Here is a 26,459-nt window from a genome sequence, read left to right on the forward strand (position 1 = left end):
GAGTAGTTACCTCACAAGAGTCTCGTGGGGCGCGCTAGAGTTGTGGCCATGACAGAGCCGATGACAGAGCGCAGCGTGTTTTCTCGTATGCCCGAAACCGGTGGGGTTCGCCAGCGGCTGCAGGCTGCTGTGCGCGCTGCGCATTATCGCTTTGCCAATGGTCAACCGCTGGCAGGCGATGGGGTGGAGGTTTCGCCGGAAGGTGGGGACGCGGGGTCGTCGTTAAGCGATGTGCCACGCGACTCGGACATGACGCACGCCTGGCTGTTCACGGGACCTGCGGGGTCGGGGCGGTCGGTGACGGCGACGGCGTTTGCGGCGGCGCTGCTGTGCACGCGGCATGACAACCCCGGATGTGGCGAGTGCGAGGGCTGCCGGACGGCGCTGGCGGGAACGCATGGCGATATCAAGATTGTGCGCCCGGAGGGCACCATCATTTCCGTGGCGACGGTGAGGGACGAGCTGCGGCCCTGGGCCTACAAGATGCCCACAACGGCGGATTGTCGCGTGCTGATCATCGAAGATGCCGACCGTCTCAACGAATCCGCCTCAAATGCGCTGCTCAAGGTGGTGGAAGAACCGCCGCTGCGCACCGTCATCATCATGTGCGCACCAACGACGAACGCGGAGGATTTCTCCGTTACGCTCCGTTCGCGCTGCCGCCACGTCTATGTGCCGACGCCGCATATCGACGACGTTACAAACCTCCTGCGCGCAGAGCGGCCAGAGCTTACCGACGAGCAAGCGGTCTGGGCCGCGACGGTGTCCAACGGTCACATTGGGCGTGCGCGTGGCTTTGTCTCCGATGAGGGCTCGCGTGCCTGGCGGGGCAAGGCCCTGGATTTCGTGGAGGCCGTGTTCGACCCGGCGAAGTCGTATTTGGCGGCGCGAGAGTTAGCCAACGAAGTGGCTGGCGAGGTGAAGCGGCGGATGGAGCCGCTAGAGGCTGAGGAGCTGGAGAATCTCGAGCGCTCGTTGGGTGTAGGTGCGTCTGGCAAGGGTGCACAGGCGGCGCTGCGCGGCTCTAAGGGCGTGATCAAGGAGCTGGAGGATAATCAGAAGCGGCGGCGCAGGCGCGCGGAGTCAGATCTGATTGACCTGTCGTTGACCGACATTATGGGGCTTTACCGTGACGCCCTGGTGCTGGCGTTTGGGGCGGAACGTGCTGGGTCGGCTTCTGGCGCTTCTGTTTCAGATTCTGGCGCTGATTCCGAGTTTGGGGATGGCTCCGTCTATCTCATTAATCCGGACCGCCGGCGGACGGCGACGGAGCTAGCCCGACGCCTTCCGCCAGAGGCGATATTGGCCTCCATCGATGCTGTCACCGAGGTGCGCGGCATGCTCGTGACTGCAGTGAAGCTGACGGTCCTGATGGATGAATTGATGGCTAAATTGCAGATCGCAGGGCAGGTTGGTCGCAGGTAAGCCAGCAGCTATGCCCAATTCAGCGGACTGCAGGCCCCATTTTGGTAGCGATGGGGGCAGTGCAGTAGTATTACCGCTTGTACATTTTGTGCAGGGTTATTTCTGCTTGCTTGAAAGCTCGGCGCAATGTGCGTGCCGCCTTAGCTCAGTCGGTAGAGCGTCTCACTCGTAATGAGAAGGTCGCGAGTTCGATTCTCGCAGGCGGCTCGGTTTTAAAACGGGATCCTTGGAAAAGGGTCCCGTTTTTTATTTTTTGGATCGGTCAAACATGAGGAGAGCGAATCCGGCGGCAAGCCGACGTGCGGTGATTCCCCGAAACGAATGGGGGCGGAAATCTCGGAGCCGGGGACTCTCAATCGAGTGTTTGCTACTGTTACTCAGCACATGGCAGGTACGCAGATACTAGGAGAACGCACGATGCGACAGCCCGGACACCAGCGATTAGTAGTGCGACCATCAGCGGGACGACTAGCTGTGGTTTTGGCGGCCGCGGCAATCATGCCTGCCGGTCTTGTGGCCTGCACCATCGACACGGAGGCTTCCAGAGCAGGAAGCGCTCAGCAAGCTGCCTCGGCGGAAACTCAAACGTCCTTGGCAGCTGAAGAAGAGGCCATGCAGATGCCGAACCCCACTCCGCCGAATGAGGAGTTTGCAATGCCTGATTCTGCTAACCCCGACGCAGTCGCTCCGGGCGACGCGCCACAACAGCAAGCTAATCGCGCTACTTCGCGTGCCGACGGCTCCAGCGCTGTAGCCGGCAAGGTCATCTACCTCGACCCGGGGCACGCCGGCACCCCACCACCTGCTGACCTGATGGTCACTGACGGCCGCGGTGGCCAGAAGCCATGTAATACCTCCGGCACCGCTTCCAATGACGGCTTTCCGGAGCACGAGTTCAATTGGCTGATGGCGCAGGAAATCAAGCAGCTGCTCGAACAGTGCGGTGCCCAGGTGCTGCTCAGCCGCGAGGATGACACCGGTCGTGCAGATTGCATCGATGCCCGTGCAGAGAAGGAAAATGCCTCCAACGCCGATGCTGTGGTGAGCCTCCACGCTGACGGCGCTGGAGAGGGCAACCGCGGATTCCATGTGTCGGCGATTTCTCAGCCGCTCGCTAATAATGACGAGCAGGGATCTACCGCGCTGGCAACCGCCCTGCGCGATGCCTTTGTTGCCGCAGGTTTTGCGCCGTCTAACTATCTCGGCAGCGAGGGGCTGAATCCGCGCGCAGACCTCACTGGACTCAACCTATCGACGAAGCCAAAGGCACTGGTCGAATACGGCAACATGCGCGATAGCAGCGACATTGCCCTCTTGACTTCCAGCGAAGGCCGTCAGCGCTTGGCAGAGGCCACTGTGGCTGGGCTGGAAGGTTTCCTGGCGCAGTAGCCAACCTGCTAACTAGCCGGGTTGGCCTTAGCCTTCGGCGTCATCGCTTCGTAAGGCTCCATCATGGGGATATCCAGCATGGTGCTGGGGACACCAAAGGCATCGACAAGTACCTCAGACCAGGGGCCAAGGGAATCAACCAGATCGGCCAAGCCCGCTCGCGCGCCCTTGGTGCGAGTACCGGTGAGCAGTGACTGCTCCAAGAACCAGCCGGCGTTATCGCAGACAACCGACAGGAAGAACACATCACGAACCTGCTCGAGCACTTCTTGAGAGCGCTCGTCTGTGATCGTGGATTCGGCTTCGAAGAACGCTTCCAGGATCATGCGATCGATATGCGCCCACGCGCAGGAAATCATGTGGTCCTGGACCTTGTCCACCAGCTCCGCGGCCTTTTCAACAGGCAGTTTCCGCGCCGGGCGCAGCCTGCGAGCAAGGGACTTGAGAAGTCGGTTCTCGCGCTCGATAAGTAGCTGCATCTGGCTGGCGGGGTCAAAGAGCGAGGACTCATCAGCGTCAGTCAGCGCATCCAAGAGGTTCTGGACGACGGCATCTGCACCGGTGCGACGGCGCAATATGCCACTGAAATTGTCGAGGCCAAAGCGCACCATCTCCAGGTTGGAAAAACTCTGCACCTCCCGGGCAAAACCGCCCAAGAGTTCCTTGGTGACCAGCTGCAACATCACCACGTTGTCGCCCTCAAAAGTGGTGAATACGTCAGAGTCTTCTTTGAGAATGGTCAACAGGTTCTCTGCCATGTAACCGGCTCCACCGGTGGCCTCACGCATCTCCTGGATGGCGTCGGTGGCATGTGCGGTGTTGGCGACCTTCAATGCGGCGGCATGCGCCTCCACTTCACGCAAATCGCGAGCCTGCTCCGGGGTTAGATTCGCACGGTCCAGCCCCTCCGCTTCGAGGTCGTGAATCCGCTTGATTAGCAGGTTGGTGGCAAATTGCAGACCGTACGAACGCGCAATGCGGGGGAGTAGTCGGATTCGGTGTTGGCGGTGCTCAATGAGCTTCTTTTCCGGTAGCGAATCGTCGGGAGCAAATTGGCGCCGCAAGTGTGCGTACTTGGTGCCGATGGTCAATGCGGTGCGGGTTGCCGCACCAGCGGCTGCACCGACTGTCACGCGGCCGCGCACGAGGGCACCGAGCATTGTGAAAAACCGTGCATTGGGGCTGTCAATATCGCTGCTGTACTCGCCAGCGGCCGAGACATCTGCAAAACGGTTAAGCAGGTTCTCCCGCGGCACGCGGTAATGATCGAACATGAGAGTGCCGTTGTCCACGCCCAAGAGGCCGCCCTTGGTGCCGTGGTCGCCGATAGCAACTCCGTCGACAGGCGAACCATCATCATTGCGGATTCGAGCGACAATGCAGTGCACACCATGGGATTCTTCCTGCCCTGGTGTGTAGAGCTGGCAAAAGACCGCAGCCCAGCGCCCATCGCGCGCGGCATTGCCCAAAAACCACTTCTCAGAGGAAGCCGTAGGGGAATTGAGGATGAATTCTTCCGTCTCGGGGTCGTAGTGCGCCGTGGTTTCGAGTGATTGCACGTCCGAGCCGTGGCCACGCTCGGTCATCGCAAAGCAGCCGAGAGCCCGCAGCTCAATGAGGTCACGCACCAACTCGCCGTGACGCTCAGTTCCCAAGTTGCTGACAGCGCCGCCGAAAAGGCCCCACTGCACTCCGGACTTCACCATCAACGACAAGTCGGTGTGGCCAAGCATTTCAATCCCGGTGAGAGTGCCACCGGTATCTCCTGTGCCGCCCTGGTCAGTGCGGAAAGCACCATAGGGCATGCCGGTCTTAAGCACCTTGGACAACGCCTCGGTGGTGTGCTGCCTGGCCTCCTCCACGGTCAGCCCAGAGGTGGGCCGCAGGGTGGGGTCTTCTAAAAGGGCGCGGACATCAGCGCGCGCCTCGGGGAAATAGCCGTCCAGGACCTTTTGCAGTGCGCGTGCCACTTCCGGTTCCGGACGGGAGGGGAGTGTCTTCGGAGCGTCGGTCGAGCGCCGGCGGGGGATTCGCGTGGAGCTGGAAGAATTCTGTGCCATAACCCAACGTTAATGGGATATCTGGGGCTTGTCAGTCGCTTTCGACTGAGAAACTCATGAGGAAATCGGGACCACGGGTCGGAAACAAGCTACCGGGATAGAACGAAGGCGGAAACGCAAAAGCCGTCGTCAAGCAAATACTGCGTTGTGCAGTGCTTGACGACGGCTCGCGTAATCAGACCCTCGGTGGGGCAGACCCCCTAGCTGTGGGAACTAGACGCGCGACTTAACTTCGTCGAGGTTAGTTTCCGGGTGCTCGATGAGGTCTCGGTCTTCAAGACCCTTCGGCAGCAGGAACAGGGCAATCAGTGCCGGGATAGCCATGGCCATCAGGTAGATGGAGATGTAGAACGGGTTACCGGTGGCGTCCATGATCATCTGGGCAATCATCGGTGCGAATGCACCACCCAGGACAGCGCCGATGGCGTAAGCGATGGAAGCGCCGGAGTAGCGAACCTCAGCCGGGAACATCTCGGAGTACATGGCCGGCTGCGGGCCGAAGGTCAGTGCCAGCGGCAGAGTGAGGACTGCGACGGTCATGACGTAGAGGAACGGGCCCTTATCCAGGAGGCTCCACATGACGGCTTCCCAAATCATGATTAGGACGTAGCCGATGATGAAGGTCTTTGCGCGGCCGATACGGTCGGACCAAGCGCCGGCCATGAACATGAAGATGGTCCAGCAGATACCGGCGACGAGAGTGCCTGTCCAAGCGACGGTTGCGGGGTAGCCCAGTGTCTTCTGTGCGTAAGCGCCGAAGAATGCGATCACGAGGTAACCGGTGGCCTGCTGAGCAGCGAAGATCAGGGCGCCCTGGATAACCTTGCCCCAGTGGTTGCGGAAGAGCTCCGGCAGCGGAGCGGAGCGCTCAGCAGACTCAGCCTGCATAGCCTGGAAGACCGGGGACTCATCGACGGTGCGACGAATCATGTAACCAATCAGAACCAGGATGAAGGACAGCAAGAATGGCACACGCCAACCCCAGTCCATGTAGGCTTCCTCGCCGATGATAGCCATAACAATCAGCATGGTGCCGGTAGCCAGGGTCAGACCCAGGGGAACACCGGCCTGCGGGAATGCGCCGTAGATACCGCGCTTTTCCTTCGGTGCGTACTCCACGGACATCAGGGCCGCACCGCCCCATTCGCCACCCGCGGAAAGGCCCTGGAAGATACGGAGCAGGACCAGCAGGATAGGTGCAGCGATGCCGATTGACTCATAAGTCGGCAGCAGACCGATACAGAAAGTAGCTGCACCCATGCCGATGAGGGTGAAGACCAGAATCATCTTGCGGCCGTAGCGGTCACCGATATGGCCGGCGACGATAGCGCCAAGCGGGCGGAAGAGGAAGGAAATACCCAGGGTTGCCCAGGCGAGCACCTGAGCGACCTGTGGGTTCGACTTCGCAGCCGGCTCGATGAAGTGCGGAGCGAGCACGATAGCTGCGGCCTGAGCGTAAATCAGGAAGTCATAAAACTCGATGGTCGTACCCACGAGAGTTCCCGTGAGCACCTTGCGGCGCTGCTTGGGATCATTCGCGATGATCGAAGTAGTCATAAATAACAAGACTTTCTTTACATACCCGTCCGCACGGCCATCGAGGACCTTGGCGATCTCAGCGGTCGTGCAGAAATCGCCCCAGGTTTTTCTCAGCCAGCGTTTGGGGAATGGACAGATTGTTTGACGGTGTCGAATTCTTACACAGCCAGACCGGTAGCGACCAGCGTTTGAACTTCAGCGAGCGATGACAAAAAGTGGGCAACGGGGGTAATGGGGGTTGGTGAATGGCGGTAGATTTCCTTTGTTTGTGACCGAATTCATTTTCTAGATGTCTGAAAAAGGTGGAATCGGGGGTATGTAAAGGGTGTGGAATGGATGCTACTTAACGACGGGCCGTTTCCGGCCTGATGTGCGCGAGCTGAGGGCCGTTCGTGTGTGAGACAGTCTTAAATAGGTGAAATCTGCGTTTTATGGCTGTTCGGCTACCCCCACATTGAACTAATTTGTAATTATATAATCAGAAATTGTGTGAATAGTGTGGCGAAAGTGACGCAAGATACGAAAGAAGTAACGGAACAATAACGATGTAGTGTCGAAAAGGTCATTGCCCCCGGATGGGGCGGGGATGCAAGGTCGGCAACATGCCACCCCGAGACGGGGGTGTGAGCCCCAGGTTTCAGGGGCATTTGTGCCGAGACCAACCCGAGGTGACCAAACTGGGCACGCCACCGCATTAGCCACCACTCCACTAGCCGCCACAGCACTAACCGACTCAGTTGCCCCGCCCCGCCTGCTCAACTATCTCGGCACACCTCTTGTGGTTAGCTCCGGTGGCTTAAATCTGCACCATTGTGCGTAAGGCGCTGGGGACCGTCGTAAAGTAAACGACATGTCTTCTCACGCAGGAACTAACGGCAATGAAAATGAGGTACCTCACGGCAGGGCCAAATCCAATAAGGGCACGCCGTTGTGGTTGCTTGCCGCAATTGCAGTTTTCGCCGTCGCGTGGGGTGGCAACGAATTCACGCCGCTGATGGTGATGTACCGCGAAAATGCCGACCTGGCGCCGGTGTTTATTGACCTTCTATTGCTGGTCTACGCCCTCGGTATCGCGCCGGCACTGCTGATTTCCGGCCCAATCTCGGACCGTATCGGCCGTAAGCCGGTGATGCTCGCCGCGCCGGTTCTCTCGATTTTGGGGTCGACTCTTATTGCGTTGGGCGAGACTACCGCCCCGCTTATCCTTACCGGTCGCTTTATCTCTGGCTTGGCAGTCGGCATTGTCATGGCCGTGGGCGGCTCGTGGGTAAAGGAGCTCTCTGATTCGCGCTTTGACCCCAAGGCCAAGTCAACCTCAGGCGCGAAGCGTCAGTCCATGGCGCTGACCTTGGGCTTTGGTCTGGGTGCGGGAATTGCCGGCACGCTAGCGCAGTTCGCACCGCTGCCGGGGCAGTTGGCTTATATCATCCACATCCTGATTTCTATCCCGACAATCTTCGGTCTGGTGGCTGTGCCGGAGACCCGCCAGTCTCCGCACCTGGGCGGCAGCAACGCCCCGCACGAAAGCGTCTGGGAGTCCCTGCGTACCCCTTCGGTAACTAACCGTCGCTTCCTGCTCGTCGCCGCGATGGGAGCGCCGTGGGTCTTCGGTGCAGCCGGTGTTGCCTACGCAATCATTCCGTCGTTGCTGCAGGACCACGTCTCCCAGCCAGTGTTCTACTCCGCGATGGTCACACTGTTCGCGCTACTCTGCGGTTTCGGTATTCAGCAGATTGGTCCACGCTTTGTGACCGAGCACAACGCCCGCGGTTCGCTAATCGCAATTGGCATCGTGGTTATCGGCATGGGAATGGCCGCATGGATGTCCGCCAACCCCACCGCAGTGACGGCGTTCATTGCAGCGCTGGTGTTGGGCGCCGGCTACGGTCTGTCCATGTTTACCGGCCTCAACGAGGTACAGCGCATCGCTGGCCCACGCGATATGGCTGGTCTGACCGGTATCTTCTACTGCCTGACCTACGTCGGCTTCGCATTCCCGGCAATTCTGACCAAGCTCTCCGAGTCCATCTCCTGGATGACCTACCCGGTCATGCTCGGTGGCGGTATGGTCATCGCCATCTTGATGGGCTTGGTTATTTTCTTCAATTCCACTGTCAACCTGCCACAGCGCGCTGAGTAATCTCGCATTCCTCGGAAGACTAATCAACCCCGTCAATGTGAGGTTGGCACACGTATAAGCGGTTTTCCTTACTAAGCGCCTATAGTTCTTCCTATGGAGAAGCACAAGAACGAATCACCGGTCACCGCGATGACAGAATCGTCGGCAAGCGCGAAACCGCGCGCGCTGGTGACGGGTGGTGCGGGATTTATCGGTTCGACGCTGGTTGACCGGCTACTGGCTGAAGGGTACGCGGTCACGGCGCTGGACGATCTCTCCCACGGAAAGCTGGAAAACCTCCAGCAGGCATCGCTTAACGACGACTTTGAGTTCATAACCGCCGATGTGCTGGAGGTGGACTGGGACGAGCTGCTCGAGCAAAGCGGCCCGGAGGTTATTTTCCACCTCGCAGCGCAGATTGATGTTCGGATTTCCGTGGCCGACCCGGTGCGAGATGCGACGCTGAACATCATTGGCACAATCAAACTTGCCGATGCGGCCCGAAAGCACGGTGTCCGCAAGGTTGTGTTTACATCTTCGGGCGGTTCCATCTACGGCACGCCGGAGGAGCTTCCGGTGACGGAAAACGTGCCGGTCAATCCGATGAGCCCCTATGCCGCCTCAAAGGCAACGGGCGAACTGTACTTGAATATGTTCCGCAATCTTTACGGGCTCGAATGCTCGCACATCGCGCCGGCGAATGTGTACGGCCCGCGGCAGGATCCGCACGGCGAGGCCGGTGTGGTTGCTATTTTCGCCCAGCGACTGCTGGCGGGAGAGCCAACCAAGGTATTCGGTGACGGAGGAAATACCCGCGACTATGTCTATGTCGACGATGTGGTGGATGCTTTCTACCGCGCATCCGGCGAGGTCGGTGGTGGAATGCGCTTTAATATTGGCACCGGCGTAGAAACCTCGGATCGGCAGCTGCACTCGTTGGTGGCGCAGGCTGCGGATGCCGAGGATAATCCAGAGTTTGCACCGCCGCGCACTGGTGATGTGGCGCGGTCGGCGTTGGATCCCACGCGGGCGCGTGAGGTACTCGGCTGGGAGCCAGCTATGAGTATTCAGGAAGGTGTTGCTCGTACTGTGGAGTACTTCCGGAATCAGGGCTAGCGCAGCTTACGCGGGCGGCTTCGCGCAGTCGTCCGCGTAGGTTAGCCGTGAGTCAGCCAGGTTACTTGCCAGCTTCCTCCGCGCGCTTGGCGTGGATGAGAGCCAGCTCGATATTGTCCTCGAACACGTCGAGAGGCTGTGCGCCCGAGACGAACTGAGTACCAACGAGGAAGCCCGGAGTACCGGAAATGCCCAGCATGGAACCGAACTGGGTGGCATTCTCGACCGCCTCGGTCCACTTGCCGTCCTTAAGCTCCTTTTCAAAGCGCTTCATGTCCGGCACACCGGCCTCACGAGCGACGGCAATCAGTTCCTTTTCAGTGAACTCCGGGTGGCCCTGGCCCTTTTCGCCGGCCTTCTTAAACAGCGCACGGGAGAACTCCCAGAACTTGCCCTGAGCTGCCGCGGCACGGCCGGCCTCAGCGTCCTTGATGGCCTTCTCACCATTGATGGCCATATCGTTCCACTCCAGGCGGACCAGTCCCTCATTGACGTACTTTTCCACGAGGGCAGACTCGGTTTCGTTTGCGAACTTCGCGCAGAACGGGCATTCGAAGTCCGAGTAGATTGAGATTACGACCGGCGCATCCACTGCACCGAGAGCAAAAGGATCATTTTCATTGCGGCGGTGGACATTGTCCATATCCTCCGGGGACTTCAGCTGCGCTCCCGCCTTTGGGCCGTAGATGCTGGCGTCGAAAGAGCCATTCGGGCCAGGTACAGGCGCAATTTCCCCCTTGCCTGGTGCAACGCCCGCCATGTTGACGGTGCTCACGCCGTTGAAGCTAGCCGAACGCGAGCCAGCGAAGAAGCCCGCTGCGCCGACAACGATCAATGCGACGACAGCTAGCGCCCATGCGGCGTTCGGAATCGAGTACCACGACTTGGTTTTTCCATCACTGTCGGCAGACCAGGACTCCAAGTCCTGTTCAGTGGGTACCGGCTGAGAAGCCTGCTGGGGTTCCTGCTGTGTCCCCTGCGGCGCTGCGTCTGCCGAGGGCTGCTGCGAATCGCTGCTGTTGTCAGCGGCGATGTTGTCCTTATTTTCTTCGCTCATGGCTTCTATGGAACCACAGCCTCAGATTCACATGCGCTTAGCGTGCCGATTAGTCGGACGGAGCGTTGTTCTCGGCGTTCGTCGCGCTGTCTTTTTGGCTGCTGTTCTGGCTGCCCGAAATCACAATTTCTTCTTCCGGACGCACAGCGGTCTTCAAGGCCACTGCACGAGCCAGTCGCGCGTAGCGTAGCTCCTGTTCGCGGAAGCGAATGTAGGACGACACCGTGGTAAACACGAACGCCAACACCAGTACGTAGAGCAGCAAATCGGTGCCCCGGGTCACACCAATCCAGTTGGCCACCACGGTCAGATCGTCGGGACGCACGATTGCCCACAGGCACGCGATGACGAAAACGACGAATCCCAGTTTCACGCCCGCCTTGGCGCGCGCTTTACGACGGTTAGCGACGAAGTAAGCCACCAGGCCCACCATCGCCAGCAGCAAAATAATTTGAACGATGGATGCGGTCATGGCAGCCTCTTCGAAATCAGGGAGTCGGCAAGGATATTGACACCGTTGAACAAGGATTGCCCTTTGGACATGGAGTATTCCGTGTAGAGGATATCCACCGGCTGCTCAGCGGTACGCCAACCTCTGCTGTCCATGACCTCGACAAATTCGGAGGCATGGCTCATGCCGTTCATGCGCAGGTTCAGTTGCTCTGCCACCGTGCGGTTGAAGGCGCGTAGGCCGTTGTGGGCGTCGGTAAGCCCGAGCCGGCGCGTGCGTGGTGACAACATGACCACCGTCTTGAGGACAATTCGCTTAATCAGCGGCACCTGGTCATCCTCGGCGCGAGGGCGGCCGAAACGGGTCCCCACAATGATGTCGATTGGTTCGGTGCGCAGTCGCTGCACCATAGCGACGACGTCCTTGACCTGGTGCTGGCCATCGGCGTCGAAGGTGACAAAGTACTTCGATCCAGCCTGCGCGCGAGCGTATTCCACGCCGGTCTGGATAGCGGCACCTTGACCCAAATTGACAGGGTGGTTGACCAGGTGAGCGCCGGCCCTGTGGATCTCCAGGCTGGAATTATCCGAAGAGCCGTCGTTGACCGCGACAATGTTGGGGAAGGTCTCGCGAGCGTGCTCGAGAACCTCACGAATAACCTGGCCCTCGTTGTAGCACGGCACAATCAGCCAGGTGTCCGAGAAATCCATGTTGTCAGTCATCGCTCCGAAGCCTACCGCACAAACAATCGTCGATATGCGCGTGACATGAGCTGAGTTGGCAAAAGTCGGAAAAGTGTCCGCACCGCCAAGTTAAATACCGCCCGCGGCCGGGAAATCAGTCCCTCAGCTACCAGCGTGCGCTGGAGCTGGCGTTCACCGCGGATGATGCCGCGCGAGGTTCGTCGCTCGAACATGCCGTCGGCGCGGAAGTACACCAGCGGCTCGGGCAGATTCTTAAACTTCGCGCCGGCGGCCATGAGGCGCACCCAGAGGTCGTAGTCCTCCATCAGACGGATGTCGCGATACCCGCCGACCTCACGCACCTTCGCCGTGCGCAGCATCGAGGAGGGGTTATTTACAGGCGAATTGATCTTGATATAACGCGCAATTTCGGCGTGCGTCTGCGGCAGAGTCCGCACGCGCACCACATTGTTCGGCGTGCCCTCGAACTCCGCCATTGCACTGCCCAATACATCCAACTCCGGGTCAGCGGTCAGCGTGTCCCACTGCTTTTCAAATCGGTCCGCACGCGCAATATCGTCCGCATCCAGCCGCGCCACCCATGGGGTCTCCACCAGCTGAAGACCCGCCTGCGAAGCCACTCCCGAGCCGCCATTTTCCGCACAACGCAGCACGGTCATCTCCGAATGCGCCTGCTCATGCTTGACGACGACCCGGTCGAGTTCCTGCCCAATCGGGCCATCGATGACCACAATGACGTGCGCGGCCGGACGCGTCTGGTTCCACAGCGACTGCAGCGCAGCATCGAGCTGGTCGGGGACGACGCGGTGGTAGACGGTCATGAGAACCGTGAGGTTAGTGATGGTGGACATGTGAGTCTCGAGCCTTGGGAGTTACAGGGGGATAAGGACGGTGCTTTTTTTTGGGGGGGGGCATCGGATGCGGGTGGTGTTATTCCACCGCAAAAGCCTCCGATACGGCTGACCTGGCAGCACGTGGGGAAAGTGCGCGCAGCGCAAGCAGGTGAATGGCAACACCTACTGCAGAGCCTACGGCGATAGCCGCGACCGTGCGTACCGACAGGTGCCCAGGGAGGAAAAGAATGGCAACGGCGATCGTGGTCGCAGCCAACCAACCGATCAGATACATATGGTGCTTTTCCACTGCCAAGGTGACCGAGCCGGTAATCATCAACATGGCGGTCAGCGTCGCACCGAGCGTCAGCGCCGCGAGCACCGGCCCGGACACGTGATAGCTATCGTCCAGGATGAGAGTCATGATCCACGGGCCGATGAGCCATGCCAGGCCCGCCCCGAAGGTGCCGAAAGCAGCCAGCGCCCCCAACGGCTTGGCCAGCGCTGCCAGCACGCCCTCGGAGCGATGCCGGACAAAGCTCACAATGATGGCGTTTTGGAACTTCTCCAAGGGCATGAGCAGCGGAGCGCGGGTCAGCGTTACGGCGTAGGCGATTCCCGCAATGGTCACTGCTGCGGTGAAGTTGTTGGCATGCGGCGGGGTAAGTGACTCGGCTATCCCGGCGCCAGTGGTGACCGCTTCGCCGGCAATCTTGACGATTGTCGGAAAACCTGTGACCAGCACAGCAGATGCGCCAGATGCGCCCATGGCCGTGACCATGAGAGTGATGAAGCGGCGCACCGGGACGTCGGCACGCGCGAACATGACCGAGCGGGTTGCCGAGGAAAACAGCGCGAGAATAAGCCAACTGACTGTCCCGAACACCGTAATAATCAGCCAGGCCAGCAGACCCCAGCCGAAGTACCAGGCGACGAGTGCCAGTGCTACGCGCACGAGAATGTCGATCATGATTAGGGCGGCGTAGGGGCCCCACAGCTGGCGGCCGCTGAGCAGACCCGAGGTGGTGGCCTGCATCGAGTACAGAGCAAGGCCAGAGGCCATGAGCAGAATTGCAGTGCCGGCGTCATCCTGCACGACCAGTGGGGCCCACAGCGGACCCGTCACTGCCATGGTGATGAAAGTAACTGCGGCGACGCCCAGCGAAACCGTGATGGGACGAGCGCCGAGAGTTTGACCCGTTTCGGTAGCTGTCTGCTCCTGTTCCTGCTCCGGCTTCTGCTCTGGGGTCTGTTCACGGGGCCGCTCCCGCTTCCGGTTCCGCGCTTCCGCAGCACCAATCGCGCGCGTGGTCTCCTGCATCAACCCGCCGAGAACACCCGTGAGCGCGAAGAACAGTCCCCAAAACGCCACGAACTGCAGGTTTATAGCATTGGGAAGTGCGCGGGCCGAAATAATCAGCACCGCGAAGCTGCCTATCGCCGCGACAATCGTGGCCAGCGACAACCATTTGAAACCGGACATTGACGTGCCTCTAGCTCTCTAGTCCTTGGCCTTCGAGTAGCCGAGCTTTGCAAACTGAGCAGCCAGCTTCTCGTCCACGATTGGAGCACCATTATCGCCGATGCCCTGGTCAGCAGGGGAGCGCGTCGGGTCAGCGGGGAAGTTTGGCAAGGAGCTGCGTGACAGCCAGGAGTCAAAGATGACATCCAGGTGCGAGGTGGTGATGCCACGCTCACGGCACACGCGGTTGGCCAGTGCGCGGAAGTCCACTGCATCGACCACACTGTGGCGGTTAGTGGTGGTCCACTTGCGCACCAGGTCAAAGAACACTTCGTCGCCCAGCAGCAGACGCAGAGCGTGCACAGTCAGCGCGCCGCGCTTGTACAGGCGGTCGTCGAACATCAGCTTTGGTCCCGGGTTGGCGATGACGATGTCCTGCTCTTCCTCAAGCAAATCCAGGTAATGCTTGCGGGCGTGCACATCCGCGCTGGCACCACCGCTGACCTCGGACCACACCCACTCGGAGTAGCAGGCAAACCCTTCGTTGAGCCAGATATCGCGCCACTGCGAAATGCCGACACTGTTGCCGAACCACTGGTGCGACAACTCGTGGGCGATCAGTCGATTCCACGTGTCCTTGCCGTCGGCGTGGTTGGCACCGAAGATGGACAGCCCCTGTGCCTCAATGGGGATCTCCAGGTCATCCTCACAAATGACCACCTGGTAAGCGCGGAAGGGGTAAGGGCCAAAGAGCTTGGCGAACTCATCGAGCATGCGCCCCTGATCGCGGAAGTCATGGCGAGCATTGGCCACCAGCTCAGAAGGCACCCACGCCACCACAGTCGAGGTCTGGCACGGCAGCTCGACCTTCTTAAACTGGCCGACATTGATGGTGGCCAGGTAGGAGGCCATGGGCTCCTCGGTGACAAACCGCCAGCGGCGGCGCGATCCGCCCACGTTCACCGGAGCGTCGGCAAGCCCTGGTGCGACGACCTCGTAGGGAGCGTCGGTGACCATTGTGAACTCGTAAAATGCCTTGACCTCGGGATCGTCATCGCAGGGGTACCACGACGCCGCGCCCACCGGCTGCGATGCCACGAGCGCGCCGTTTTCCAGTTCCTCCCAGCCAATTTCGCCCCACTTCGAGCGCACCGGACGTGGCGTGCCCGAGTAAGTGACAATCAGCCGCAGCGTCTCGTCGGGAGCCAACTCGCGGTCAAAGGTGACGCGCAGCTTGCGTCCCGAATGGCGCCAGCGCTTTACATCGATTGAGTGTGCCTGCGAATCGGAAATCGCATCCACCGAATCGGCCCCCAGCGCATCCGCAAAGTCGAGCGTGATGTGTGAGGTCCAAGCATTGATCTCGATATGCAGAGTCGCCGTCGCCTTCAGACGATTCGGCCCGACCCGATAATCGAGGTCCAGCTCGTATTTGTTCACCCGGAAACCCAGGTTGAACGCAATACCGGTATAAGGATTAGTGAAATCAGCGCTACTCACGGCTGTTACCTTACTTGAGCTTGTTCCACAGCCACGTAGATATGAGCGCCTCGACGAACGCGACCTGCGAATTATCCGCCGCGCCCGCGTGCCCGCCCTCTGTGTTTTCGTGATAGTCCACCGGCTGTCCCGCTTCCTCCAGCAGCCACGCCAGGCTCCTCGCATGTGCCGGGTGGACACGGTCATCCCTGGTAGACGTCGTAATCAACGCTGGTGGGTAGGCGCGCTGCTCTCGCTTGACGACGCGCTGGACCGGCGAATACTGCGCAATCGCAGCCCGCTCGGTGGGGTCGTCCGGGTTTCCATATTCGGCCATCCAGGAGGCTCCCGCGGACAGCTTGTGATAGCGCATCATGTCCGCCAGTGGCACCTGGGACACCACTGCGCCCACCAACTCCGGGTAGGAGGTTAGGCAGACAGCGGTCAGCAGCCCGCCGTTGGAACCACCGCGCACGCCCAGCTGCTCGCGCGTGCAGTAGCCGCGTTCAACCAGGTCGCGCAGCACGGCCTGATGATCCTCATAGACCCTCATCCGCTCAGTCTTGACCACCGAGGAGTGCCAGGTCGGGCCGAATTCGCCACCGCCACGCAGGTTGGCCTCCACGAAGTATCCGCCCCGCTCGAGCCAGGTCAGGCCACGAATCGCCGAGTACTGCGGGACCAGTGAGACCTCGAAACCGCCGTAGGCGTGCACGAGGGTAGGGGCTGGGTTCGGAGTGGGCGTGGCTGTGGTTGTCTCTGCACTAGCGCCTGTGTCAGCACTTGCACCAGCGCCCGCGCTGAAGCGGCCGGTGATGCGATACGGAATCCGTGTGCCATCGGCCGAAGTCGCCCAGTGCTGCCGCGTCTCCATCCCCTCACTGTCGAAGAGCGCCGGAGCACGCCGCACTTCCGTGAGCGGGCTGCCGACCTGCCCGTACCAGAGGGTTGCCGGCTGCGTTGCCGAGGTCGAAACCAACCAGATCTCATCGTCGCGTTCAGAGGCTGTATCAATCACGCTCACAGTAGCTTGCGCAGGTAACTCGCCGAAAGCCTCCACCGGCTCCCACGAGCCCTCCCGCAACACGACCAACTTCGTCGCCACATCCTCCAACAGCGTCAACACCAGGAAGTTCTTCGTCCACGCCAGCTGCTGGAACGAGGTGTGCGCATCAGGGGTGAAAATCACCTCCACCTCACGCGAGCCCGCCAGCCACTTTTCGAGCTCCACAACGGCCACGCCACCAGCCGGAATGCCATTGAACTCCGTGCGCGGCATCAGCACCAGCCACTGCCTATGGACACTCGTGCGACAGTCCTGCGGTACCTCCAGGATCTGCAGGGAAAAGTCCCCATTCTGCTGCGCCGCCAACTTGCCCGGACGCTCCGCTGCCACGAACCGCTGCGAATTATAAAAATCATGCGCACGCTCGACAAACAGCCGCTCAAAACCCTCCGTCGCGTCGAACCAGCCGCCCACGGCCACATCATCACTGTGGCCTGAGAAAATCACATCCGCGCTTGACGACGGCATGCCGCGCCGCCACCGACGCACCTGCCGCGGGTAGCCCGAATCCGTCAGTGACCCCGGACCAAAGTCACTGCCAACGAGAATTTCGTCACGACCCAACCAACAGACATCGGACTTCGCCTCCGGGAGGTAGAACGGCTCATCCTCCACAAAAGTGCAGTTGACGAGGTCAAACTCCCGCACCACAGTGGCATCGGCGCCGCCGCGAGAGAGCAGAATCAACGCGCGGTCATACTCCGGATAACGGCACACCGTGCCCTTCCAGACCCAGTTTTCTCCCTCGGCTTTCGCCAGCGCATCGAGGTCGATGAGAGTTTCCCACTCGGTCGCCTGCGGATCTTCCTGGCCAGCCAGATAGCTCTGCAACGAGGTGCGCCGCCACAGGCCCCGCGGATGCTCGGCATCCCGCCAGAAGTTATAGAGGTACTCGCCGCGCCGCACCGGGTATGCGATCCGGGCATCGGTGTTGAGCGCAGCCAGGATGCGTTGTTCCAGGTTGGTGCGGTCGCTGGTGTCGTCGGCAAGCGAATCGACACCTGCGACGGTGGCCTTCGACTGCGCGCGAGCCCACGCCAGCGCCTGGGAGCCGTCGATATCGTCCAGCCAATCGGGGACAAGATCAGTGGAGAGGAAGGAGAAATCGTTGCCCAAGTCGGTGTCCGTGTCGGTGCCCATGCCCACCACCGTAGCCGACCGCAGTAGGTAAAACCGGGACTCGCGCGTGAAGTAAAGACAAGTCGTGCGTAGACTTGTGCACGTGGCTGAACATTTTGATCTTGTAGTACTCGGCGGCGGTCCTGGCGGATACGTCGCAGCAATCCGTGCATCCCAGCTGGGTCTGAAGACCGCTGTGGTGGAGAAGCAATACTGGGGCGGTGTCTGCCTCAACGTTGGCTGTATTCCATCCAAGTCTCTGTTGAAGAACGCCGAGGTGGCGCACATTTTCAACCATGAGGCTAAGACCTTCGGTATCTCCGGCGATGTCTCCTTTGACTTCGGTGCCGCACACGCGCGTTCGCGCAAGGTGTCCGCGGGCATCGTCAAGGGCGTTCATTTCCTGATGAAGAAGAACAAGATCACCGAAATCAACGGTTTCGGTGAATTCACCGGCCCGACCTCCATGGCCATCACTGATGGCGATGACAAGGGCAAGGAAATTACCTTCGACAAGGCGATTATTGCAACCGGCTCTGTCGTCCGTTCCCTGCCGGGCGTTGAGGTCGGCGGCAACATCGTTTCCTACGAAGAGCAGATTCTCTCCGACGAGCTGCCGGACTCCATGGTTATCGTCGGTGCTGGCGCCATCGGTATGGAGTTCGCATACGTCTTGGCTAACTACGGCGTGGATGTCACCATCGTCGAGTTCATGGACAACGTTCTGCCGAACGAGGACGCAGACGTCTCCAAGGTTATTGCCAAGGAATACAAGAAGCTGGGCGTCAAGCTCATGACCGGGCACAAGACCACCTCCATCGTGGACAATGGTGACTCGGTTGAGGTCAAGGTCGAGGCCAAGGATGGTGGCGACGAGCAGACTCTGACCGTCGACCGCGTTATGGTCTCCATCGGCTTCGCACCGCGCACCGAGGGCATCGGCCTGGACAAGGCCGGTGTTGAGCTGGGCGAGCGCGGCGAGATTGTCATCGACGAGTACATGCGCACCAACGTCGACAACATCTACGCCATCGGCGACGTCACCATGAAGCTGCAGCTGGCACACGTCGCTGAGGCACAGGGCGTTATCGCAGCTGAGCACATGGTGGGTCACGAGACCGAGACCATCCCGGACTACAACATGATGCCGCGCGCAACCTTCTGTAACCCGCAGGTTGGTTCCTTCGGTAAGACCGAGGCGCAGGCCAAGAAGTGGGCAGAGGAGAACGGCCGCGAGATTAAGGTCTCCACCTTCCCGTTCTCTGCAAACGGTAAGGCCCAGGGTCTGGCGGAGCCGGCTGGTTTCGTGAAGCTCATTGCAGATGCTGAATACGGCGAGCTGCTGGGTGGCCACATGGTGGGCGCCAACGTTTCCGAGCTCATGCCGCAGCTGGTCCTGGCTGAGAAGTACGAGCTGACCACTGAGGAAATCGGCCGCGCCGTCCACATTCACCCGACCATGTCCGAGGCTATGAAGGAAGCAGCTGAGGGCGTTATGGGCAAGATGATCAACCTGTAAGAGGTTGTGGCTTTGGCCTGGGGCCAGTTTTCGCTGGTTCTGGCTCTCACCGGGCTGGTCCCGGCTCAGGCAGATACGAGTTAGTGCTTAAGTTTATGACAGTTTGACCGTGAAAATCGGTGCGAAAGTGTCATAAACTTAAGCACTTTCTTTTTTGGGGTCTTCTTTTTTGGGGGCATACTGCGCGAACCAAGCCCCCCGCAAACAGGCCGGCCCTGCGCCCGTCGTAAAGCGAACTAGTACGGCGAGACGGTGGAGCGGTGCATGTTGATGTCGATATCGCGATGGATCGGCGGGAACGCGCGCTGCGGACAGGCCTCGCGGGAGCAGACCCTGCAGCCGGCACCGATTGGAGTGGCGGCGTCGAGGTCCGCGAGATCGAGACCATCGGCGTACACGGTGCGCTCAGCGTGACGGGCCTCGCAGCCCAAACCGATGGCAAAAACCTTACCTGGCTTGCCGAAACGTGCCGCGTGATGCTCCACGGTCCGCGAGATCCACATGTACGGCCGACCATCCGGCATGAGCGCGACCTGCCGCATGACTTTGCCGGGGTAGGAGAAAGTCTCGTAGACGTTCCACAGCGGGCAGGTACCGCCCGAATGCGTGAAGTGGAAGCCCGTGGCGGATTGACGTTTGGACATGTTGCCCGCGCGGTCGACGCGCACGAATGTCCACGGGATGCCGCGCAAGCTGGGGCGTTGCATCGTGGACAATCGGTGGCAGATGGTCTCGTAGCCGACACCGTAAGTGCGCGACAACAGCTCGATGTCGTAGCGCTTCGACTCAGCCATCGCATGGAACGACTCATACGGCAGAATCAGCGCCGCCGCGTAATACGTCGCGACTCCGCGCTGCGCCAGCTTCCGCGACTCCTCCGACATGAAATGCCCGGACGCGACGGCCTCGGAAATGGTCTCGCCCTGCTCCAAAAACCCCAGCTCCGTGGCCATGCGGAAGGCCCGCTGTCCCGGCGAGAGGTGCCGCGCGAGGTAGAGCGTCTTCGTCCGCCGATCAAGGCTGTGCTGCACATCGCCTAACGACGATTCCAGCGCAATCCGAATCCCATGGTCGTTGGACAGCCTGTCGGCCAGCACAGAGACCACATCGGTGGTCTCGTCGGTGATGCGCAGCTCGCGGGCCAGCTCCTCAGCGGCGGTGTCGACCGAAGCGATGTAGTTCTGGCGGGCGTAGAAGTAGTCGCGGACCTCCTCATGAGGCATGGTCAGCGCCTGTGAACCGGAGGCGGTGTCGGTGCTGTTGCCGAAGTTGCGCTCCTCGGTGGCCAGAGAGAGTTTGTCCGTGACGTTGCGGTAGCGGCGGTGGATATCCACCATGATGCGGGCGATGTCGGGATGGTCGCGAACCATTTCCGAGATCTCCTGCAGATCCATGGGGGACTTAGCGATCTCCTTGTCCATCACCACGTCCTGAACCTCAGCGAGGAGGCGAGAATCGTCATCGCGGGAGAAGAAAGTCGCGTCAACGCCGAATGTGTCCGTGATGCGGAGCAGCACGGGCACAGTCAGCGGGCGGACGTCGTGCTCAATCTGGTTGACGTAACTAGCCGAGAGGCCCAACGCCTGCGCGAGCGCAGCCTGGCTGAGGTCGCGCTCGCGGCGTAGCTGGCGGAGGCGGGATCCGACATAGGTTTTCGACATACTGCCCAGCATATCGCGGGCTTTGCTGAACTTGTGTAGAGAACCGTTGCAACCTTTGCTTGCGTGTGTAGGTGCTGAGGTTCTCAGGCACGCTTAGTTGCCGGAGGTCGGAAACTCGAACTTCGGCAGGCCAGGCGAGCTCAAGGAATCAAAGAAGCTAGGTTGCGTGTTGACCAAAATCTGGCGTGGTTCCGACTTTGCGTCACCACGGGCTGCGGTGACGGAGACAGTGCCCGGGACAGCCGGTAGGAATCCGAGGTTGCATGAGAACGCACCCTCGTCGTCGGTCTTAGCTACGCAGCGGGCGCCGCCAGGGCCCAGTGCTTCGATAGTGGTGCCCGGCTCAGCCTTTCCGCTGATGACTGTTTGTGCCTTGGCAAAAGCGTTGGCGGGTTCGGCCTTTAGCTCCGAGGGAGCCTCGGGCGGGGCGACGGTAACGGTGATGGACTTGGCGGCCGAGCTGCTGCCGAGGATCTCAGCGGAGTCCTCGAGGACTGCCTTGACTTCGAAGTTTCCGGTGTTGGTTGGGGTCCAATCGCACGTGGCTGTGCCGGTGATGGCAGCGATATCGGCAGTGCAGAGGGTGCGGCTGCCACTGACGAAGCTCACCTTCTTACCTGCCAGGGAAGGAGCGTCCACGCCGTCGTTTGCACTGGCAGTAACCTTTGCTTTCAAGGTGAGCGGGCGATCCACCACTGCTGTGTCCGGAGTGTCAACCAGCTCTACGGACGTGCGGACGCGGTTAGCGTCGACAACGGTAATTCCTGGGCCGCCATTGAACTTGTCACTGCCGTAGGTCTTTGAGCTCAGAAAGCTTCCGTACTTGTAGTAAAACCCAGAAGTGAGTTCCTTGCCCTGTGCGCATGCGTCACTCACCTTGTACTGCAGAGTAAACGTGTGCGGGGCGTCCTTGTTAAAGGTCCAGTAGCCGGAGGCATCATTGGACTTGATGGCGGTGGCACCTGGCGTAGCAGTCACTTTGTCCTCGGGGAGTGTGATTGCGGAAGCGTTGCCGATCTGGAGTGTTGCAGAACCCGACTGGTACTCGAGGCAGGAGTCTACGTTGTTCTTCCAGTCGTAGATGTAGTCATTTCCAGAGGTTGTGGTGAAGGTTTGAGCGTAGGTGATGATTTCACCTGGAGCCGGTGTCGTGTTGCTGACAGTGCGGCTGTAAATGGACTGGCTGTCGGTATGGGTCGCAGTTGCGCTGTCTGCCATAGCAGCCGGAGCAGACAAGAGGGCAAATGCGGAGGCACAGGCTACTGCCGTGGTGATGCGCAGGGTCTTGCGAGAGGTCATGGCATTGCTTTCTATCGAAAGGGTCGTACGTCTGTCCGCTGAGCGGTCACTCAAGGACAGTTACCTGGAGAAGGGACCGGGAGATCTGAGGAGACCCGGGCAGCGGAATTACTCTGAGGCCTCGGCCTCGGTACCGGCAGTTTCTGCTGCCGGTACTGTTTCGGGGTTATCAGGGGCCTGTGAGCCTGGGCTCTGGAAGCCCGGGCTCTGCGGCGATGGCAGGCCTGGGGAGCCGAAGAATGCGCTGCCTGGTGTGCGAGTTCCCTCCTCGTAGCCGGTGAAAGCGTATGCGGCATTACTCTCATCGGTGCACATGATGAAGGCGGCAGCATCGAAATCCGTGCGCGGACCTGAGCTCGGGTTGTTCAGATAGACGGAGAAGTCGTGAGTTGCACCAGGCTCAATGGTAAACGCGTCAATCAGACCTGCGTGACCCTTCACACGCTCAGTGGAGTAGTCCTTTGCAATCTGGTTGCGCTGGGCATTCGGGTCGCCAAGCAGTCCACCGAATCCCTGTAGGAGCGGTCCGAGTATTCCCAGGTCCAGCTGTCCCAGCGGAATGTTGCCAATGATGGGGATGCCACCGATCTGGATTGGCACCTTGGGCAGTTCGCGGAAGGTGTTCTTGCGGTAATAATCCTCAGACTCCGCCACCAGTTTTGACGTGGTGACGTCGCCTGCGACCTTGCCGGAGCCACGTGGGCCAGCACAGGTGAATTTCTTATCTGAGGCGTTGGTGACCTTTCCGGAAATTTCAGTTGCGGCAGCATCAGCTGCATCCACGGTAACGGTCAGCAGCTTCGTGTCAGTGTGCACGACAATCGAGGATTGATCCGCGCCGGGCACGACATTGCTGTGGGTATCTGCAAGAGCGGGAGTGGTGGAAAGCAGAGTAACGGTGGCGGCTAGAGCCACTGCAGGAGTGGCGGCCTTAGCTACACGAGACAGAGAGAAAGCCATGGAATCCAGGTCCTTAGAGGCGAAGGGATAAGGGGCCGGGGAGGGGTCGTCGTAAAGCGGTGGTTTACTACGACATCTTTAGTGAGGGAGAAGGGAGGCCAGGAGAGCCGAGTGAACCGCCGAAGCCGCCGACCCTGGGAGCCTTGCCGGATTCGTAGCCTGCGAAGACGTACTGCTGCTTATGCGGATCATCGTTGTCCGTGCAGTAGACGAGAGCGGCGGCCTCGAAATCTGTTCGCTCGCCAGAACCTGGCTTATTCAGAACGACTTCGTGAGTGGAAGTGTCGAAAGGCTTGAGCTCGAAGACGGGAATCTCTCCAGTATGGCCGGCCAACTTTGCCTGCTCCCAGGCGCGGAAAAGCTGCGCGCGAGTGTTCAGCTGCTTGCCCAGGGCGGAGCCCAGCAGCCCGTCCGGAACAAATTCCAACAGTCCGTTGGTGGGGATGACACCCAGGAGAGGTACGTTGATGCCATCGGAAGGGACATTTGGCCAGGTGCGGTAGTAATCCACAGCCTGCGCGACGATTTCGGCTTCAGTCACCGTGTTAGGCAGTTGAGCTGGCTTCTTCGCATCGGTAGAAACACCCGGAGCGAAACAGGAGAAGTTGCTGTCGTAGTTGTTCCTAATTTCGACGGTGACGGTGTCTTCACCCTTGTTTTCCCCGACAATGACCTGGATTTGTGGGCTGTCGGTGACGACAACGTTGCCGTCAGACGATGCGCCGGGCAGAAGACTGTTCATATCCTGCGCCGAGGCTACGGAGGCGGATCCGAAAACTACGGCAGTAGCTACTGCAATGACAGTGGCGGGCCTGACTGAGTTCTTGGGGGAAAGCGTACTGGACATGCGTGAGAAGAGTCCGGATTTCATAAACGTATCTTTCGTGGAGAAGTGAATATTCCCCGTGGCAACCACGCGCAACTGAAATCCCGAAGGGTTGGCGAGGAAGGATTGAAAAGCTCCGAAAACTATCCACGGGGGCATGGGATACGCACAGGAAGCTGTACCCATGACCACAAAGGGTGATACGGATGTTACCAGTGTGACTACTGTGACACATGTTGTAAAAATGCCACGGGGGTAACCACATTAATCCAGGTGGGAAGGCATTTATGAAATCAGATGCATTGCGGTGTAGCTGGCAATAGTCAAGCTCGTTGAAAGGTTGCACGCTTCACGACGGCCCGGAGTCGACATGTCGATGAACACACAAAAACACCCAGCGAGGGCTGCAAGTGCAACCCTCGCTGGGTGTTGAAGTTAGGCCCTTGACCTAAGCCCTAAGCCGAGTGACTTAGAACTGACCCTCCTCGGTGGAGCCCTTCAGGGCGGTGGTGGAGGAGTTCGGGTCGACGGTGGTGGCGATGCGGTCGAAGTAGCCAGCGCCAACCTCGCGCTGGTGCTTGACAGCGGTGAAGCCGCGCTTCTCGGCAGCCTCGAACTCGCGGTTCTGCAGGTCGACGAATGCGGACATCTGCTCGCGAGCGTAGCCGTAAGCCAGGTCGAACATGCCGTAGTTCAGGGCGTGGAAGCCAGCCAGGGTGATGAACTGGAACTTGAAGCCCATCTTGCCCAGCTCGTTCTGGAACTTGGCGATCTCGTCCTTCTCGAGGTGAGCGGACCAGTTGAAGGACGGGGAGCAGTTGTAAGCCAGGAGCTGGTCCGGGTACTCAGCCTTGACGCCCTCAGCGAACTTCTTAGCCAGCTCGAGGTCCGGAGTACCGGTCTCCATCCAGATCATGTCAGCGTACGGAGCGTAGGACTTTGCACGCTCGATGCACGGCTCCAGGCCGTTCTGGACGTGGTAGAAGCCCTCGGAGGTGCGGTCACCGGTGATGAACTTCTGGTCGCGCTCATCAACATCGGAGGTGATGAGGGTAGCGGCCTCAGCGTCGGTGCGGGCGATGATGACGGTCGGGGTGTTGGAGACGTCAGCAGCCAGGCGAGCAGAGGTCAGGGTGCGGATGTGCTGCTGGGTCGGGATCAGGACCTTGCCGCCCAGGTGGCCACACTTCTTCTCAGAAGCAAGCTGGTCCTCCCAGTGGGTACCAGCGGCACCAGCGTTGATCATAGCCTTCTGCAGCTCGTAGACGTTCAGAGCGCCACCGAAGCCAGCCTCACCGTCAGCGACGATCGGCAGCAGCCAGTTGTCGACGGAGTCGTCGCCCTCGATGCGAGCGATCTCGTCTGCGCGGAGCAGAGCGTTGTTGATGCGACGAACGACGTTCGGCACGGAGTTAGCCGGGTACAGGGACTGGTCCGGGTAGGTGTGGCCGGAGAGGTTAGCGTCACCAGCAACCTGCCAACCGGAGAGGTAGACAGCCTTCAGGCCAGCGCGAGCCTGCTGAACGGCCATGTTACCGGTCAGTGCGCCCAGAGCGTTGATGTAGGAGTCGTCCTTAACGTTGACGCCTTCCCACAGGATCTCAGCGCCGCGGCGAGCGAGGGTGTTCTCCTCGACGACGGAGCCCTGGAGCTCAGCAACCTGCTCAGCGGTGTAGTCGCGGGTGATACCTTCCCAGCGCGGGTTCTCGTCCCAATCCTTCTGGATTTCGGCGACGGTACGTGCCTTACCAACGTTAGACATAAACGGAGTCACTTCCTTTTGCTTGCTTTTTGAACTCCGGGTGCTGACTTAAGAACAATTCCGACAGAACCGATCTACAGGCTGACCCGATAGTGACCGCGGTGTCACGTGAATGCAGGGGCGCTAGCAAAATGCTGTACCCCTGCACGCAAACACGCGAACAAAAACAATGTCCGCTTCCGCGTGCCATGTCTCACATTTTGGGGCATAGCGCTACGTTCGTCAAGCAGCTTCCGATGTGAATTCAAGTATGTAATACGGATAACACTTGTGAAGATTGCAAACATTGTGATGTGTAGCTTGGCTTTAACAATTTTCGCCTGTGACCGGCCGGTACATTTGTACTGTTATTTCCCTATGGCTGGCTCGCTAATAATGTTCCCCCCGCTTTGGGGTGATTTATATTTTGGTAATTATCAAAGCTGGCCGTTAACAGTGTTTGGGGTTTAGGGGGTGTTTCGCTACCCCCGAAATTACGGCCGCAAAGGTAGAAACGGGCTTCTAAATACACTGCCGTTACACCGTCAGTACCCCGCCGGAGCATCCCTGGGTAGTGGCCAGGGTCTCGGTTGTCATCTCGCTTTTATGGTCTGGTTTGAAGGCGGAGACTGTA

At 59.8% G+C, this 26,459-nt stretch carries 19 protein-coding genes and 1 tRNA gene; 6 read left to right on the forward strand and 14 right to left on the reverse strand.

All coding sequences use genetic code 11. The annotated features are described in order from the left end of the window. The first annotated feature begins 48 nt into the window (after nt 1–48). The 3 genes from CHU70_RS05520 to CHU70_RS05530 all read left to right on the forward strand — a co-directional run bounded on the left by CHU70_RS05520 (nt 49) and on the right by CHU70_RS05530 (nt 2,814). A complete protein-coding gene (locus tag CHU70_RS05520) occupies nt 49–1,425 on the forward strand; it encodes a DNA polymerase III subunit delta' (RefSeq protein ID WP_070859000.1) in 1,377 nt (458 codons plus the stop codon). 134 nt (nt 1,426–1,559) lie between these two features. After that, nucleotides 1,560–1,632, forward strand: a tRNA-Thr gene (locus CHU70_RS05525). A 210-nt stretch (nt 1,633–1,842) separates the two neighbouring features. After that, on the forward strand, nt 1,843–2,814 hold the full coding sequence (locus tag CHU70_RS05530) for an N-acetylmuramoyl-L-alanine amidase (RefSeq protein WP_147719204.1): 972 nt from the start codon (nt 1,843–1,845) through the stop codon (nt 2,812–2,814). An 8-nt stretch (nt 2,815–2,822) separates the two neighbouring features. Here CHU70_RS05530 and CHU70_RS05535 read toward each other — a convergent pair whose 3' ends face one another. Together CHU70_RS05535 and CHU70_RS05540 are read right to left on the reverse strand one after the other, a co-directional pair. Then, nucleotides 2,823–4,874 (reverse strand): acyl-CoA dehydrogenase family protein, encoded by a 2,052-nt coding sequence (locus CHU70_RS05535; protein ID WP_147719203.1) that lies wholly within the window; start codon nt 4,872–4,874, stop codon nt 2,823–2,825. A 213-nt stretch (nt 4,875–5,087) separates the two neighbouring features. Continuing rightward, the gene (locus CHU70_RS05540) at nt 5,088–6,431 is read right to left on the reverse strand and encodes an MFS transporter (protein WP_048732297.1); all 1,344 of its coding nucleotides are present in this window, start codon (nt 6,429–6,431) and stop codon (nt 5,088–5,090) included. Nucleotides 6,432–7,263: 832 nt separating this feature from the next. On the opposite strand from CHU70_RS05540, the gene CHU70_RS05545 reads away from it, so the two are divergent. Continuing rightward, nucleotides 7,264–8,553 (forward strand): MFS transporter, encoded by a 1,290-nt coding sequence (locus CHU70_RS05545; RefSeq protein ID WP_070827639.1) that lies wholly within the window; start codon nt 7,264–7,266, stop codon nt 8,551–8,553. 129 nt (nt 8,554–8,682) lie between these two features. Then, on the forward strand, nt 8,683–9,648 hold the full coding sequence (locus CHU70_RS05550) for a GDP-mannose 4,6-dehydratase (protein ID WP_038629306.1): 966 nt from the start codon (nt 8,683–8,685) through the stop codon (nt 9,646–9,648). Nucleotides 9,649–9,709: 61 nt separating this feature from the next. On the opposite strand, the gene CHU70_RS05555 is transcribed toward CHU70_RS05550, so the two are convergent. From CHU70_RS05555 to CHU70_RS05585, 7 genes are all read right to left on the reverse strand, one after another. Next, nucleotides 9,710–10,705, reverse strand: a complete 996-nt coding sequence (locus tag CHU70_RS05555; RefSeq protein ID WP_049172390.1) for a thioredoxin domain-containing protein — start codon at nt 10,703–10,705, stop codon at nt 9,710–9,712. A 49-nt stretch (nt 10,706–10,754) separates the two neighbouring features. Continuing rightward, the gene (locus tag CHU70_RS05560; protein ID WP_049172389.1) at nt 10,755–11,177 is read right to left on the reverse strand and encodes a DUF2304 domain-containing protein; all 423 of its coding nucleotides are present in this window, start codon (nt 11,175–11,177) and stop codon (nt 10,755–10,757) included. Continuing rightward, a complete protein-coding gene (locus CHU70_RS05565; protein WP_038629309.1) occupies nt 11,174–11,866 on the reverse strand; it encodes a glycosyltransferase family 2 protein in 693 nt (230 codons plus the stop codon). Before CHU70_RS05565 ends, CHU70_RS05560 begins: the two co-directional genes overlap by 4 nt. A gap of 23 nt (nt 11,867–11,889) precedes the next feature. Continuing rightward, nucleotides 11,890–12,711 carry a glycosyltransferase gene (locus CHU70_RS05570; RefSeq protein ID WP_147719201.1) on the reverse strand — a complete coding sequence of 274 codons (822 nt, stop codon included), beginning with the start codon at nt 12,709–12,711 and terminating at the stop codon, nt 11,890–11,892. Between the two features lie 79 nt (nt 12,712–12,790). Continuing rightward, complete coding sequence (locus tag CHU70_RS05575; RefSeq protein ID WP_147719200.1) at nt 12,791–14,176, reverse strand: hypothetical protein; 1,386 nt, start codon at nt 14,174–14,176, stop codon at nt 12,791–12,793. Between the two features lie 18 nt (nt 14,177–14,194). Next, nucleotides 14,195–15,655, reverse strand: a complete 1,461-nt coding sequence (locus tag CHU70_RS05580) for a M1 family metallopeptidase (protein ID WP_070866583.1) — start codon at nt 15,653–15,655, stop codon at nt 14,195–14,197. 10 nt (nt 15,656–15,665) lie between these two features. Further along, the gene (locus tag CHU70_RS05585; protein ID WP_083325603.1) at nt 15,666–17,840 is read right to left on the reverse strand and encodes a prolyl oligopeptidase family protein; all 2,175 of its coding nucleotides are present in this window, start codon (nt 17,838–17,840) and stop codon (nt 15,666–15,668) included. 82 nt (nt 17,841–17,922) lie between these two features. Here CHU70_RS05585 and lpdA point away from each other — a divergent pair, with 82 nt between their 5' ends. Next, on the forward strand, nt 17,923–19,338 hold the full coding sequence (gene lpdA, locus CHU70_RS05590; RefSeq protein WP_070546388.1) for a dihydrolipoyl dehydrogenase: 1,416 nt from the start codon (nt 17,923–17,925) through the stop codon (nt 19,336–19,338). A 236-nt stretch (nt 19,339–19,574) separates the two neighbouring features. On the opposite strand, the gene ramB is transcribed toward lpdA, so the two are convergent. The 5 genes from ramB to aceA form a co-directional block, all read right to left on the reverse strand. Further along, a complete protein-coding gene (ramB, locus tag CHU70_RS05595) occupies nt 19,575–20,999 on the reverse strand; it encodes an acetate metabolism transcriptional regulator RamB (protein WP_038629316.1) in 1,425 nt (474 codons plus the stop codon). A 93-nt stretch (nt 21,000–21,092) separates the two neighbouring features. After that, a complete protein-coding gene (locus CHU70_RS05600) occupies nt 21,093–22,298 on the reverse strand; it encodes an Ig-like domain-containing protein (protein WP_070858403.1) in 1,206 nt (401 codons plus the stop codon). Nucleotides 22,299–22,406: 108 nt separating this feature from the next. Further along, nucleotides 22,407–23,258, reverse strand: coding sequence for a hypothetical protein (locus CHU70_RS05605; protein WP_147719199.1), 852 nt, complete (start codon nt 23,256–23,258; stop codon nt 22,407–22,409). 67 nt (nt 23,259–23,325) lie between these two features. After that, entirely contained in the window at nt 23,326–24,105 is a 780-nt protein-coding gene (locus tag CHU70_RS05610) for a hypothetical protein (RefSeq protein ID WP_088611894.1), read from the reverse strand. A gap of 448 nt (nt 24,106–24,553) precedes the next feature. Continuing rightward, nucleotides 24,554–25,846, reverse strand: a complete 1,293-nt coding sequence (gene aceA, locus CHU70_RS05615; RefSeq protein WP_070606815.1) for an isocitrate lyase — start codon at nt 25,844–25,846, stop codon at nt 24,554–24,556. Nucleotides 25,847–26,459: the final 613 nt, after the last annotated feature.

Source organism: Corynebacterium sp. LK10 (assembly GCF_008042455.1).
Lineage (GTDB): Bacteria > Actinomycetota > Actinomycetes > Mycobacteriales > Mycobacteriaceae > Corynebacterium > Corynebacterium jeikeium_D.